At 66.5% G+C, this 14,779-nt stretch carries 10 protein-coding genes; 7 read left to right on the top strand and 3 right to left on the bottom strand.

The window, feature by feature from the left end; all coding sequences use genetic code 11:
* Positions 1-5: 5 nt before the first annotated feature.
* From ASC95_RS27300 to ASC95_RS27290, 3 genes are all read left to right on the top strand, one after another.
* A complete protein-coding gene (locus ASC95_RS27300; RefSeq protein ID WP_057300857.1) occupies positions 6-3,137 on the top strand; it encodes a TonB-dependent receptor in 3,132 nt (1,043 codons plus the stop codon).
* Between the two features lie 139 nt (positions 3,138-3,276).
* Positions 3,277-4,818 carry a tryptophan halogenase family protein gene (locus ASC95_RS27295; protein ID WP_057300856.1) on the top strand — a complete coding sequence of 514 codons (1,542 nt, stop codon included), beginning with the start codon at positions 3,277-3,279 and terminating at the stop codon, positions 4,816-4,818.
* The gene (locus ASC95_RS27290) at positions 4,815-6,425 is read left to right on the top strand and encodes a tryptophan halogenase family protein (protein ID WP_057300855.1); all 1,611 of its coding nucleotides are present in this window, start codon (positions 4,815-4,817) and stop codon (positions 6,423-6,425) included. Before ASC95_RS27295 ends, ASC95_RS27290 begins: the two co-directional genes overlap by 4 nt.
* Positions 6,426-6,428: 3 nt before the next feature.
* On the opposite strand, the gene ASC95_RS27285 is transcribed toward ASC95_RS27290, so the two are convergent.
* Positions 6,429-7,811, bottom strand: a complete 1,383-nt coding sequence (locus ASC95_RS27285; RefSeq protein WP_057300854.1) for a GH1 family beta-glucosidase — start codon at positions 7,809-7,811, stop codon at positions 6,429-6,431.
* A gap of 13 nt (positions 7,812-7,824) precedes the next feature.
* Positions 7,825-8,748, bottom strand: coding sequence for a PfkB family carbohydrate kinase (locus ASC95_RS27280; protein ID WP_057300853.1), 924 nt, complete (start codon positions 8,746-8,748; stop codon positions 7,825-7,827).
* Positions 8,749-8,922: 174 nt separating this feature from the next.
* Between ASC95_RS27280 and ASC95_RS27275 the strand changes: the two genes are divergently transcribed.
* From ASC95_RS27275 to ASC95_RS27265, 3 genes are all read left to right on the top strand, one after another.
* Entirely contained in the window at positions 8,923-9,969 is a 1,047-nt protein-coding gene (locus tag ASC95_RS27275; RefSeq protein ID WP_057300852.1) for a LacI family DNA-binding transcriptional regulator, read from the top strand.
* 108 nt (positions 9,970-10,077) lie between these two features.
* Positions 10,078-11,553 (top strand): MFS transporter, encoded by a 1,476-nt coding sequence (locus ASC95_RS27270; protein ID WP_057300851.1) that lies wholly within the window; start codon positions 10,078-10,080, stop codon positions 11,551-11,553.
* A gap of 18 nt (positions 11,554-11,571) precedes the next feature.
* Entirely contained in the window at positions 11,572-12,783 is a 1,212-nt protein-coding gene (locus ASC95_RS27265) for a glycoside hydrolase family 27 protein (RefSeq protein WP_057300850.1), read from the top strand.
* 10 nt (positions 12,784-12,793) lie between these two features.
* Here ASC95_RS27265 and ASC95_RS27260 read toward each other — a convergent pair whose 3' ends face one another.
* The gene (locus ASC95_RS27260; RefSeq protein WP_057300849.1) at positions 12,794-13,666 is read right to left on the bottom strand and encodes an SDR family oxidoreductase; all 873 of its coding nucleotides are present in this window, start codon (positions 13,664-13,666) and stop codon (positions 12,794-12,796) included.
* A gap of 142 nt (positions 13,667-13,808) precedes the next feature.
* Between ASC95_RS27260 and ASC95_RS27255 the strand changes: the two genes are divergently transcribed.
* The gene (locus ASC95_RS27255; protein WP_057300848.1) at positions 13,809-14,687 is read left to right on the top strand and encodes a LysR family transcriptional regulator; all 879 of its coding nucleotides are present in this window, start codon (positions 13,809-13,811) and stop codon (positions 14,685-14,687) included.
* The last annotated feature ends 92 nt before the right edge of the window (positions 14,688-14,779 follow it).

Raw genomic sequence — 14,779 nt, 5'->3', positions numbered from 1 at the left:
AGAGGATGAGACATTTCAAGAGGACAACGCTGTCCCTGGCGGCCGTACAGGCGCTGGTTTGGGCAGCCACACCGGCGCTGGCGCAGAACACGCCAGCGTCAGCCCCGGCCGCAAATGCGCCACAAGCATTGGAGACAGTCGTTGTGTCGGGGCAGCGCGCCGCGTTGCAGTCAGCTCAGAAGATCAAGCAGAACTCTGACGAGATCGTTGACTCCATCGTCGCCGACGACATTGGCAAGCTTCCGGACCGCTCCGTCAGCGAAGTGCTGCAGCGCATCGTCGGCGTGACGATGGACCGAGTGATGGCTCGCGGCGATCCGGGGCGCTTCTCGGCCGAAGGCTCGGGCGTGATCATCCGCGGCCTGACCTATGTGTCGTCGCAACTGAACGGCCGGGAGACCTTCTCGGCCAACGGCGGCCGCGGCCTTAGCTTCGAGGACGTGCCGCCCGAACTGATGGCCGGTGTGGACGTCTACAAGAACCCCTCGGCCGAGCAGATCGAAGGCGCCATCGGCGGCCTGGTGAACCTGCGCACGGCGCTGCCGTTCGACTACAACGGCTTCAAGGCCGGGGTCAGCGTTTCAATCACCAACAACCAGCTCGGCAACAAGAGGAAGCCTTCGGTCTCGGCGCTGCTGTCCAACACCTGGAACACCGACATCGGCAAGCTCGGCCTGTTGATCGACGTGGCCCACTCGGAAAGCGCCACGCGCACCGACGGCATGTTCGTCGACCCGTATTTCCAAACCGTTCAGAAATCGACCAAGACGGACGCCGACAACAACACTTATTACGAGCCGCTGCCCGGCAACCATTGGTTCCCGAAGGCCGTGGGCTGGCGCTCGCTCGAGTTCGATCGCACGCGCCAGGGCACCTATATCGCCGGCCAGTGGAAAAACGACACCCTGGCGGCTTCGCTGACGCATTTCAGTTCCAAGTACAACAACTTCTGGGACGAAAGCTCGATCGACAGCCAGGCCGATCCGTACACCTCGATCGTGGCGGCAGACGCGAAATGGGGTCCCAGCGGGGCCCTGCAGACCGGCACGATCACGGACCCGGGACACGGCGGCATTCCCTTCAACGCGAACACGCGCTTCTCCAAGCGCAATTCGCTCACGAAGGAAACCACCTTCAACCTGGTCTGGACGCCGACTCCCGCTCTGCGCGTGTCCAACGACTTCCAGTTCATCGAGTCCACCACGAGCAACTTCGACTCCACCGTGGCCACCGGCATCAACATGCCGAAGGAAACCGTGGACCTGTCGGGGAACATGCCGCGGCTGATCCTGGATGACACGGACAAGGCCTTCCTGCAAGACCCCTCCAAGTACTACTGGGGTTTCACGATGGAGCACCTGGACAGGAGCCGGGCGACCCAGAAGGCGTGGAAGGGCGACATTCGCTATGTGTTCGACCATCCGGTGCTGCACGACCTGCGCGTCGGCCTGCGCCTGACGGACCGTGACACGAACAACGTCGTCAGCAACCCCGGCTACAACTGGAAGGCCGTCACGCAGAGCTGGCAGTCGGCCGAGTTTGATGCCGGCGCCCGGGACCAGTCCTGGGATTGGCACCCGATCAGAAGCCTGGCCTACCTGTCTCGCTTTGGAGGCGAGACCCAGGTCAAGAACTTCAACAACTTCATGAACGGCAAGAACTCGGTGGCGTCGCTGGTGCTGCCGAAGATGGCCGTCGCGTCGAACTACCCGGAGTCCTACGCAACGCTGCACAGCTACTACGACACCCTGTGTACCGAGTACCGGCGGCAGCTGCAGGGCCCGAATGCTGCGGCCTGCCCGGTGTCCTGGCAGCCGGCGGACTTCGGTGAGAACTCGCCCAACAGCAACAAGCAGCACGAGAACACCAAGACGGCCTACGCCCAACTGCGCTTCGGCCTGGAAGAGCACGGCGTGCCGATCGACGGCAACGTCGGTCTGCGCGTGGTGGAAACCAAGTACGACACCACCGGGTACCAGACGCTGGTTTTCAACTCGACAGCTGCGGCAACGGCTCCGAATCTCAGCCGTCCCATCCCGACGTTCACGCCGTTCCTGACGCCGGTCGTCGTTGAAAACAAATATGTCAATGTGTTGCCGAGCTTGAACCTGCGCTGGAAGGCCAACGAACAGATGCAGTTGCGCTTTGCCTATGCCAAGGCGGTGGCGCGGCCTGACTTCAGCGACCTGCAGCCCAACCTGCAGCTGACGGCGGGTGCAGCACAGACGCGTACGGTGGTCAATGCAGACTCGTCGCGCACGATCTTCGTCGACGATCTGCGCAACGTCGGCTCGGCGCTGGGCAACCCGATCCTCAAGCCGGTCAAGTCGGATCAGTTCGACCTGTCCGGTGAGTGGTACATCGACCGCGCCAGTTCCATCACGGTGGCCGCCTTCAACAAGCGGCTCAAGGATGTGATCGTCAACCAGACAGGCGTGGCGACGGCGGCCGACACGACGGGCAAGTCCTACGACTTCGCCTACTCGACCAAGGTCAACGGAGCCAAGGGTTGGGCACGCGGCGTGGAGGTCGCGGTGCAGCACTATTTCAATGGGCTGCCGGGCTTGCTCGCTGGCCTGGGTGTGCAGGCCAACGCCACGTATGTGGACAGCCGCCAGACGCGCTACAACTCGGTGGGTGCGGCCTGGTGCAGCAGCAATGCGGACGGCACCAACCTGAACCTGTTCGTCAACGGTTGCGACACCAACGGCCAGTCCTACGGGGACATGCCGCTGCCCAACCTGTCGCGCAAGGCGTTCAACCTGGCACTGCTGTATGACCATGGTCCGTTCTCGGCGCGCGTGGCCTATGCCTGGCGCGGCAAGTACCTCAACGGTGTCGCCTTCCCCGACAACACCGGCCCGAACCAGACGAACGGCTTGAACGGCAACCCGGATAGCCCGCAACAAGGCCGCAACAACATGCCGTTGGGCCTGCCGATCTGGACGGACAACTACGGCCAGCTCGATGTCGGTGTGCACTACAAGGTCACCGAGAGCCTGCAACTGGGTCTGGAAGGTCAGAACCTGACCGACTCGATCTACAAGCAGCTCATGCAGCAGCACGTCGGCTTGATGGGGCGCACCTGGTTCGCGTCGGGTCCGCGCTACACCATGACGGCGCGCTACACCTTCTGATCGAACGGCCGGGTTTGTCCCGGCTCCAGACAGGCCTGGCGCTCCCGCGCCGGGCCTTTTTTTTGGGGTAGCGTCGTGAGACAACACATCAACGCCCAGGGCCACCGGCGCTCCCGGGCGCCAAGAGGAGATTGACAGCATGCGTGACGACCAAGCCATCCGCCGCATCGTGATCGTGGGCGGCGGTACGGCCGGGTGGATGACCGCGGCGCCGCTGGGCCAGTTGATGGGCCGAGGCGAGCACGCGGCCAGCTGCGAGATCGTGCTGATCGAGTCGCCCGAGATCGGCACCGTGGGCGTGGGCGAGGCCACGCTCCCCACCATCCGCTTCTACAACCGCACGCTGCAGCTGGACAACGTGGAGTTCATCCGCAAGACGCAGGCGAGTTTCAAGCTGGGCATCGAGTTCAAGGACTGGGGGCACCTCGGCAACCGGTTCTTCCACGGCTTCGGCGAGTTCGGGCCGGCCGTCTTCAACCGCTCATCGGTGATGCACTGGCTCAGGCTGCACCAACAGGGCGGCATGGACAGCCACGAGGAATGGTCGACCGCCACCGTGATGGCGCAGCGCAACCGCTTCGTGCCGCCCGAGGGCGATCTGCCGTCGGCGGCCAATGCCTATTCCTACGCTTTTCACTTCGACGCCGGCCTGTACGCGGCTTTCCTGCGCGAGTACGCGATGGAGCGTGGCGTCAAGCGCGAGGAGGGCACCATCGTCGACGTGTCGCTGCGCCCCGGCGACGGCTTCGTGACCGCCGTGACCCTGGCCGACGGCCGGCGCATCGAAGGCGATCTCTTCATCGACTGCTCGGGCTTTCGCGCGCTGCTGATCGAGGGTGTCATGAAAGCCGGGTATCACGACTGGACGCACTGGCTGCCCTGCGACAGTGCCCAGGCCGTGCCCTGCGACAAGGTGCAGCCGCTGACGCCCTACACCACGTCCACGGCGCGCAGCGCCGGCTGGCAGTGGCGCATCCCGCTGCAGCACCGCACCGGCAACGGTCATGTCTACTGCAGCGGCTACATGAGCGACGAGGCCGCCGGGCAGATGCTGATGCAGAACCTGGACGGCGCGCCCCAGTCCGACCCGCGCCAGCTGCGCTTCAAGACCGGCATGCGCAAGAAGGCCTGGGACAAGAACGTCGTCGCCATCGGCCTGTCGTCGGGCTTCCTGGAGCCGCTGGAATCCACCAGCATCCAGCTCATCATGGATGGCGTCGGTCGCCTGATCGAACTCTTCCCCGACAAGCGCTGCGACCGCTACCTCGCCGACGAATACAACCGCCGCATGACGCAGCAATACGAGTCCATCCGCGACTTCATCGTGCTGCACTACAAGCTGACGAAGCGCGACGACAGCGAGTTCTGGCGCTACTGCGCGGCCATGTCGATCCCGGACGCTTTGAGCCACCAGATCGAACTCTTCCGCCGCAGTGGCCGTGTCGCCATCCTCGACCCGGACAGCTTCGCCGAGCCTTCCTGGGTGTCGCTGTTCCTGGGCCTCGGCTGCTGGCCGGAGCGCCACGACCCGTTGCTGCGACAGGTGGACGAACAAGCGCTACGCGCGCACTTCCAGCGACTTCGCGCGGCCATCTCGCAGACCGTGGACGGCATGCCTGACCACGGCGCCTTCATCGATCGGCACGTCCGTGCCCCAGCCATGGAGGCAGTCAAGCCATGAACGACCAAGCCATTCGCCGCATCGTCATCGTCGGCGGCGGCAGCGCCGGCTGGATGGCTGCCGCGCCGCTCAGCCAGGTGTTCGGCACGCTGCCGGGCGGTCCGGCCAACCCGGTCGGTTGCGAGATCGTGCTGATCGAGTCACCCGAGATCGGCACCGTGGGCGTGGGCGAGGCCACGCTGCCCAGCATCCGCTACTACAACGACGCGCTGGAGCTCGACAACGCCGAGTTCATGCGCAGGACCCAGGCAAGTTTCAAGCTGGGCATCGAGTTCAAGGACTGGGGTCACGTCGGCAACCGCTTCTTCCACGGCTTCGGCGGCTTCGGGCCGCCCATTGTCAACCGCTCGTCGGTGGCGCATTGGCTGAGGCTCGACCGCGCGGGCGCCATGCCCAGCTACGAGGAGTGGTCCACCGCGGCGGTGATGGCGCAGCGCAACCGCTTCGTGCCGCCGGAGGGTGGGCCGCCGTCGGCCGCCAATTCCTACTCCTACGCCTTCCATTTCGACGCCGGCCTTTACGCGGCTTTCCTGCGCGAGTACGCGATGGCGCGCGGCGTGAAGCGCGAGGAGGGCACCATCGTCGACGTGTCGCTGCGCCCCGGCGACGGCTTCGTGACCGCCGTGACGCTGGCCGACGGCCGGCGCATCGAGGGCGATCTCTTCGTCGACTGCTCGGGCTTTCGCGCGCTGCTGATCGAGGGCGTCATGAAGGCCGGGTATCACGACTGGACGCACTGGCTGCCCTGCGACAGCGCCCAAGCCGTGCCCTGCAGTCACGCCAGCCCCCACGCAGCCGCTGCGCAGCTGCTGCCCGCCGAGGGGGACGGGCAGGCTAGGGGCGGCCCGTCGCCCTCCCGGGTGCCGCCGCTGACGCCGTACACCACGTCCACGGCACGCAGCGCGGGCTGGCAGTGGCGCATCCCGCTGCAGCACCGCACCGGCAATGGCCATGTCTACTGCAGCAGCTACATCAGCGACGAGGCAGCCGGCCGCGTGCTGATGAGCAACCTCGACGGCGCGCCCCAGGGCGAGCCGCGCCAGCTGCGCTTCAAGACTGGCATGCGCAAGCGCATCTGGGAGAAGAACGTCGTCGCGGTGGGCCTGTCGTCGGGTTTCCTGGAGCCGCTGGAGTCCACCAGCCTGTCGCTCGTCATCCATGGCATCAGCAGCCTGGTGGAGCTATTCCCCGACCGCAAGTGCGAACCGCATCTGGTGGACGAATACAACCGCCGCATGACGCGGCAGTACGAGTCCATCCGTGACTTCATCATCCTGCATTACAAGCAGACGCAGCGTGACGACAGCGAGTTCTGGCGCTACTGCGCGGCCATGCCCATCCCCGACACGCTGGCGCACCAGATCGAAACCTTTCGACGCAACGGTCGCGTCGTCATCCTGGACCGCGACAGCTTCGGCGAGGACTCGTGGTACTCGCTCTACCTCGGCCTGGGCCTGAAGCCCGAGGGCCTGGACCCACTGTTGAAGCAGGTGAACGAGGTGACGCTGAGGGAGCACTTCCAGCGTCTGCACACTGCCGTAGCCCGGACGGTGGACGGCATGCCAGACCACGCGGCTTATCTCGACCGCCTCGTCAGTGCGAGCTGAGTTTTAGCGCCCAGCGCGTTTCCGCAGGAAGTCCGCATACGCCAGCGCGCTGCGCTTGAGCGTGCGCTGCTGGGTCTCGAAGTCCACATGCACGAGGCCGAAGCGGCGCTCGTAGCCGAAGGCCCATTCGAAGTTGTCCAACAGCGACCAGATGAAATAGCCGTGCACATCCACGCCGTTGTCCATGGCCCGGGAGCATGCCGCGAAATGCGCCTTGATATAGGCCTGGCGTTGCAGGTCGTCGACCTCGCCGGCGCTGACCTGGTCGTCGCTCGACATGCCGTTTTCGGTGATGTAGAGGGGCGGCAGGTTGGCGTAGTCGCGCTTGAAGGCTTCAAACAGGTCCTGCAAGCCTTGCGGATAGACCTCCCAGTCCATGGTCGTGCGCTCGACCTCGGGGTGGCGCACCCAGTCGATGGTGTCGGGGCCCTTGGAGCGCAGCACGGCGCGGCTGTAGAAGTTGATGCCCAGGTAGTCGATGGGCTGCTTGATGAGGTCCATGTCGCCGGGCAGCACCAGGGGCTCGCAGCCCTTCCACAGCCGCCACAGGTCGGCCGGGTATTCGCCCTTGAGCAGCGGGTCCAGCACCCAGCGGTTCTGGTAGGTCTCGAACAGCGAAGCGGCGTCGCGGTCTTCGGCTGTGTCGGTGTCGGCATAGCCCGGCGCGCAGTTGGCGACGATGCCGTGCAAGGCCGCAGGGTCGTTGGCGCGCAGGATGGGCAACGCCAGGCCGTGACCCAGCAGCAGATGGTGCATGGCCTGGGCGGCCCAGCGGTTGGACTTGAGGCCGGGCGCGTGGTGCCCGTCGCCGTAACCGAGATAGGCCGAGCACCAAGGCTCGTTGTGCGTCGTCCAGGCCGCCACGCGGCCGCCGCCGAGTTCGCGGCTCATCAGGTCGGCGTAGTCGGCAAAGCGGTAGGCGGTCTCGCGGTTCAGCCAGCCGCCGCGGTCTTCGAGGTGCTGGGGCAGGTCCCAGTGATACAGCGTGACGAAGGCGCGGATGCCGCGTTCGGCCAGGCCGTCGAGCAGGCGCTTGTAGAAGTCGATGCCCTTTGCATTCGGCCGGCCGGCCGCGTCCATCACGCGAGGCCAGGCGATGGAGAAGCGGTAGGCATCCACGCCCAGGCGCTTCAGGATGTCCAGGTCTTCCTCGAAGCGGTGGTAGTGGTCGCATGCCACGTCGCCGTTCTCACCGCGCAGCACCTTGCCGGGCGTCGCGCAAAAGCGGTCCCAGATGGATTCGAGGCGACCGTCCTCGTGTGCCGCGCCCTCGATCTGATAGGACGACGTGCCGGCGCCGAAGATGAAGCCGGGGCGGCGCATGGGCGAGCCCTGCGGCGGCGCGACAAGGTCGGCCAGGGAGGTGGGAGGCGGAGTCAGGTCCATGTCGGGCAGTCGTTCAGGCAGAGGTCGGCAGCGCATGCAAGGCGGTGCGCCAGGGTTGCAGGGCAAGGGGTTCAGCGGGCAGCGGGCCCCGCACGCCGCAGATGAAGGAGGCGTAGCGATTGGCCAGGGCCAGCGTGGCGGTCAGGTCACGGCCCAGCGACAGGCCGGCCAGCAGCAGTGCGGTGAAGGCATCGCCGGCGCCGACGGTGTCGACCATGTGCGGCTGGATGACGCCAGCCCCCTGTGCCAGCAGCACGCCGCCCGGCGCGTAGAAGCGCCAGCCTCTGGCGCCGCAGGTCAGCACCAGGCGCTGCAGCGCAAAGCGTGCCATCAATGCGCTGGCCCGGCCGGCGTCGTCCGGTGCGGCGGCATCGAACCAGCCGGCCAACTGGGCCAGTTCCTCGTCGTTGACCTTGACCCAGTCGGCCAGCATCAGCGACTCGGCGGCCAGCAATCGGGTTTCGGCGCCGGCCCGCAGATTCAAGTCCAGGAAGCGAGTGCCGGTGAAGGGCTTGGCGAGGGCGCGCAAGGCCGAGCGGGACTGCGGTTCACGCTGGGCGAGGCTGCCGAAATAGAGCCACGCCGGGGCGGCCTCGGTCAGATGCGGCAGGGCGGCTGCGGCGTCGATATGGTCCCAGGCGGCGTCGCCATGGATCTCGAAGCGGTGGCCGCCCGCGCCCTCGTGCACGCTGACACGGCCGGTGGCATGCCGCGGGTCGCGCTGCACGCCTGCGCTGTCCAGGCCGTAGGCACGTGCGCTGTCGAGCACGAGGCGGCCGTTGTCGTCGTCCACTCCGATGCGGCTGATGAACAGGGCCGGTGCACCCACGGCCGCGAGCGAGCGTGCCACGTTGAAGGGTGCGCCGCCTGCGACGGGCCCGTCATGGAATTCGTCGACCAGGGCTTCGCCGAGGACGGCAATGGGGCAGAAGGGCATCTCAGCGGCGCTCGGTGCGTAGTTTGGAAATATTCTATGCAACACCGATTGTTTAGTGAACAATCCTCAAACTAGGTTTTGCCCCCGATCCAGGGTGTACCCGGGGGCGCTGGGGTGCCGATGACACAATCGCGCCCGGTGCGGCGGTGCTAAACAACAGCGGGAGCTCGGGTGATGGCCGACAAGGCAGTGACGATTCGCGAATTGGCCGAGGCCGCAGGCGTGTCCATCGGCACGGTGTCGCGCGCACTGAAGGGCCAGCCCGGCCTGTCCGAGCAGACCCGCGCCCAGGTGCTCGGCGTGGCCCAACAGATGGGTTACGACGTTGGCAAACTGCGCACCGGCAAGCCACGCCGCATGCTCTTCCTGTACAGCCGCAGCCTCGGCTCGCTGGCCAACAACCCCTTCTATTCCTATGTGCTGCATGGCGCAGAGACGGCCTGCCGCGAGGCGGGCGTGCCGCTGAGCATCATGTCGGTGCTGGCGGGCGACGACGTGGCCGGCCAGGTGCGCCGCCACGAGGCCGAGGCACTGCTGGGTGCCGGCTATTTCGACCCCGAGGCGATGGAGTCCATCCGCCGCTGCGAACTGCCGCTGGTGCTGGTGGATCACTTCTACCCTGGTGTGCGCTGCGTCAATGACGACAACCAGCTTGGCGCGTGGCTGGCGACTCGCCATCTGCTGGAAGGCCAATCCCAGCGCATCGCCGCCATATTCGGGCCGCTGGCGCATTACTCGACGTCGCTGCGCGCCAAGGGCTTCCGTCGCGCCTTGTTCGAGGCTGGCCGCCTGTTCGACCCCGACTACGAAGTCACGCTGGACCCGGCGCTGGAATACGGCGACGCCGGTCGTGATGCGATGAGCCGCCTGCTGGCCCTGCCCAACCCCCCGGACGCGGTCTTCGCGTACAACGACTCGACGGCCATGTTCGCCATCGAGGTCTGCCTTGAGCGAGGCCTGCGGGTGCCGGAGGACATCCGCTTCATCGGCTACGACGATATCGAGGAGGCCGCACGCAACAAGCCGCCACTGTCGACGGTGAAGATGGACAAGGAGGCGCTGGGTAACGTCGCCGCGCGGGCGCTCATCGAGGGCGATATTGCGCCCAATGACGCGTCGCTGCCGGTGGAGCTGGTCGTGCGCGAGAGTTCGCGTTTCGTCGCGGCGCCTGACGCCGAGGCTGCGCCGCGCAAGGCCAAGCGCAAGACCGCAGCTGTCTAGAGGGCTGCCTAGGTAGTTGCACCGCCTTTCGTTTGTGTGATCGACGAACGAAAATAGGGCTGTTTACTAAAATACCGCCTCGCTCAGTGCCAGGCGAAGGAGACAGTCTTGATCGCCGATCCCGAAGGGGCCGCCATGCCGCCCGTGCAGCGCCCGTCCGCCTCCGCGCCGCCGGCGGCCACACTTGCGGCCGACCACGTGCCCGTGCCGCAGAAGATCGGCTTCGGCCTCGGCTCCTTCCACGACATGTGGGGCCACTGGCTCTACCAGTCCCTGGTCTTCCACGTCTTCAACATCGGCCTGGGTGTGGCGCCGCAGCTGATCTCGATGGCCATGGGCATCAAGATCTTTGCGGACGCGGTGTCCGACGCGACGTTCGGCTGGATCTCCGACAACACCCGCAGCCGCTGGGGGCGCCGGCGCCCCTTCATCCTGGTCGGCGGCATCCTGACGGGCATCGGTCTGCCGCTGCTGTTTGCCGTCGGGCGGGGCTGGAGTGATACCGAGTACTTCATCTTCCTCCTCGTCTCGACCTGCCTCTACGCGCCGGTCATGAGCTGCTTCGCGATGCCCTGGAACAGCCTAGCTGCCGAGCTGACGCCGGGCTACCACGAGCGCACGCGCGTGATGTCCATCAAGAACGCGATCCAGAAGATTCCCGAGCTGGGCATGTTCGTCGCTGCGCAGTTCACGACGCTTTACTTCTTCCACGACGCCAGCGGTAAGCCCGACATCCTGCTGGGTGCCCAGGTCTACACCGCCATCCTGGGCGGCATCCTGGTGGTGCTGGCCATTGTGATTTTCTCGCTGACGCGCGAGCGCTATTACGAGAGCTTCGTCGCCCAGAGCCGTCAGCGCGTGCCCTTCAAGGACACCCTCTACCGCACGCTGAAGAACAAGCCCTTCCGGCTGATGCTCGGCACCATGCTGACCTACAACATGGCAACGGCCATGGTGGGCCTGCTGGGCTACTACGCCACCGTTTACTACGTCTGCGGCGGCAACGTCGTGGAGGCCACGAAGTGGAACTCGCTGATGGGCGTGGCCGGCCTCATCAGCGGCCTGGTCGGCATCGCCTTCGCGGGCTGGGTGGCCAGGCGCTGGGGAAAGCGCAACGCGCTGATGACCGTGCTCTGGCTGGGCATCGCCGCCTTCATCGGCGACTGGTTCTTCTACAACCCGCAGCTGCCCTGGCTGCAGCTGTTCGCCAGCGGCGGCGTGGCCTTCATCGGCGCCGGCTTCTGGACGATCTACGGCTCGGCCATGGCCGACGTCATCGACCACGACGAACTCTCCAGCGGCCAGCGCCGTGAAGGTTCGTTCGCCGCCTGCGGATCCTGGATCTCCAAGGTCGGCCTGGCCCTTGGCAACAGCGCCTCGGGCTGGGTGCTGGCCTTCACGGGCTTCAACGCCAAGCTGCCCGTCCAGGGCGAAGACGCCATTTTTCTGATCCGTCTCTGCCTCTCGAGCATCCCCATTGTGGGCCTGCTGATCGCGCTGGTCGTCGTGTCACGCTACTTCCTGACCGAGCAGCGCATGAACGAGATCCGCGCCGAACTGGAAGCCCGCCGCGGCACCGTCTAACACCAACGGAGATTTTTCATGACCTCAACCTGGTTGCGCCGCGTATTGCTGGCCGTGTCGGCCTGCGTCGCAGCGGCTGGCGCGGTGGCCGCCCCGCACGAAACCCTCAAGCTCGACGCCCGCAAGCCCAACCTCGCGCCGACGCCGCCGATGGGCTGGAACTCGTGGAACAAGTTCGCCTGCAACGTCAGCGAGAAGCTGATCCGCGAACAGGCGGACGCGATGGTCGCCTCCGGCATGAAGGACGCGGGCTACCGCTACATCGTCATCGATGACTGCTGGCAAAAGAGCCGCGATGCGGACGGCAACATCCAGGCCGACCCCGAGCGCTTCCCGAGCGGCATCAAGGCGCTGGCCGACTATGTCCACTCCAAGGGCCTGAAGTTCGGCCTTTATTCCGATGCCGGTGCTGCAACCTGCGGCGGCCGCCCGGGCAGTGCCGGCCACGAGTTCCAGGACGCGCGCCAATACGCCAAATGGGGCGTGGACTGGCTGAAGTACGACTGGTGCTACACCGGCCCGCGCAACCCCGAGGCGGCCTACACCATCATGGCCAAGGCGCTGCGCGAATCGGGCCGTGACATCGTGCTGTCCATCTGCGAATGGGGCGGCAGCCAGCCGGGCCGCTGGGCCCATCCCGTCGGCCATCTGTGGCGCACGACCGGCGACATCTGGGATGCCTGGAAGGGCAAGAAGGAGTGGTCGCACGGCCTGCTGGACATCATCGACATGAATGCCGACCTGTGGGCCGACGCCGCGCCCAACGGCTGGAACGACCCCGACATGCTCGAGGTCGGCAACGGCGGCATGACGACGACCGAGTACGAGAGCCATTTCTCGATCTGGGCCATGCTGGCTGCGCCGCTGGTGGCGGGCAACGACATGGCCAAGATGGATGCGGACACCCGCCGCATCCTGACCAACGCCGAGGTCATCAGGGTCGACCAGGACCCGCTAGGCCGGCAGGGCCGGCGCGTCTGGCGTCAGGGCAACCTGGAAGTCTGGGTGCGCACCTTGGCCGGTGGCGAACGCGCGGCGGTGCTGTTCAACCGCGGCGAAACCGCGGCCGACATCAAGGTGACGTGGGAGCAGCTGGACCTCGCGCCGCGCATCAAGGCTGAGGTCCACGACTTGTGGTCGGGCAAGAAGACCCGCGGCGCGTCGGGCGAGGTCGGCGGCAGCGTGAAGCCTCACGGCGTGTTGATGCTGCGCGTTACGCCCTCGCCCTAGCCGCAGGAGATCAGGCGGCCTTGACCCGCTCGGCCACGAAGGCCTGGTAGGTCCGCAGCGGGCGGCCCAGGATCTTTTCCAGCGTGCGGGTGGCGCCGGCGGCGGGAATCTGGCCGAGCTGCTGGATGCGGCTCATCATCAGGCGCAGGTCGTAGGCCATCCAGGCGGGCACGTGCTGTGCTGTCAGTTGGGCCTCGAAGGCCTGCACGTCGTCGCCGCCGTAGCGGATCTCGCGATTCAGCGCCTGGGCCCAGACGGCGGCAGCCGCCTCGCCGGTGAAGACCTCGTTGCCGGCCACTTCCAGCGTCAGGCGGGGCAGGGGCTCGGCTGAGCGGTCGCGACGCAGCAGCTCGGCCACGGCGATGTCGGCGATGTCGCGCACATCCACCATGGCGCAGCCCTTGGCGCCGATGGGCATCGGGAAGACGCCATACCCTTCGATGACCGACTGGATGGCGGCGTCGTTCTGCATGAAATAGGCCGGCCGCAGGATCGTCGCCGGCAGGTCCAGGCTTTCGATCATGCGCTCCACCGTGTGCTTGCCGGTGAAGTGGGGCACGTCGGTGTAGAGATCGGCGTGGATGACCGAAAGGTAGACGATGCGCTGGATGCCGGCTTCGCGGGCGACGCTGAGCGCCTGCAGCGACTGCGTGACCTCGTCGGGAGCGAGGGCGTTCAGCAGGAACAGCGTGCGCACGCCGCTCATCGCCAGGCGCAGGGAGTTCACGTCGCCGAGGTCGGCGACGACGCCGTCGACGCCGGCGGGCAGGGACAGAGTGCCGGTGCGGCGGACCATCGCCTTGACCTGGGCGCCTTGCTTGGCCAGACCTTGGACGACGAGGGAACCGACGGTGCCGGTGGAACCGATGACGAGGATGCTCATGATGGACTCTCTTGAAAACGGGTTGAGGGGAGGGATCAGGGGCCGCGCGTTCGTTTCGCTTGGCTTGGACGAAAGATAGATCGTTGCAATCCATAAACACAGACGCCAAAATCAGGACAATGTGTCTTCGAATCGAGACGATATGGACCTGAACGCCCTGACCGACTTCAACCTCGTGGCCACCCACGGTGGCTTTGGCCGAGCCAGCCGGGCCAGCCGGCGCTCCAAGGCCACGCTGTCCAGGCGGGTGGCCGACCTGGAGGAGCAACTGGGCGTTCGCCTCATCGAACGCGGCGGCAAGGGTCTGGAGCTGACCGAGGCCGGTCAGCTGCTGCTCAGCCGCACCGAAGGCCCCATGCACGAGGTGGCCGATGCCATCGGCGCGGCGCGGGAAGGCAGCGGCAAGGTGGCCGGGCGCCTGCGCGTGGCGGCGCCCATCCTGTTTTCACAGCTGGCGATGGGGCGGCTGTGCGCGGAGTTCCGCCGGCTCTATCCCGACGTCACGCTGGAGGTGGTGGCGGAGGACCGGGTCGTCGATCTCGTCGACGAGCAGTTCGACGTCGCCATCCGTCCCAACCCGCGGGTGGACACGGCGCTGGTGGGCCGCTGTTTCGCGAAGGACCGCCTCGTGGTCGTCGCCGCGCCGTCCATCGCCAGGCCCGCACCTGGCGCTGCGGCCGTGCGCGTGCCCGCCGTCGTCAGCGCCTATCGGGACGGCGAGACCTGGTCTGTCGACGAGGGCCGCTTGCTGATCGAGCCCGTGCCGGTGCTCAGGCTCACGTCGATGCTGATGCTCAGGGACGCCGCGCTGGCAGGCGCCGGTGCCGCGCTGGTGCCGCGGTCCATCGTCGGGCAGCAAGTCAATGACGGCGGACTGCTGCAGTGGGGCAGCCTGGATGGCAAGGAGGTCGAGCTGTGGGTGCTGCACACCTCCCGGCGCCTGGCCAGCCCGAAGGTGAAGGCCTTCGTGGACTTCATGGGCAGCCGCTACCCCGAGGGCGCGCTGGTGCTGGCGGGCTAGCCTCCCCGCCGCCGTTTGACCTGGCTTCGGCCTCAAAGTAAGTCGTGGTTCACCAGTGGCGGCGACGAAGGCAGGGAGCAGTGTTCGGGGCG

Origin of the sequence: Pelomonas sp. Root1217, assembly GCF_001425705.1 — a bacterium.
Classification (GTDB): domain Bacteria; phylum Pseudomonadota; class Gammaproteobacteria; order Burkholderiales; family Burkholderiaceae_C; genus Pelomonas.
This window is presented reverse-complemented; position numbering and strand designations above follow the sequence as displayed.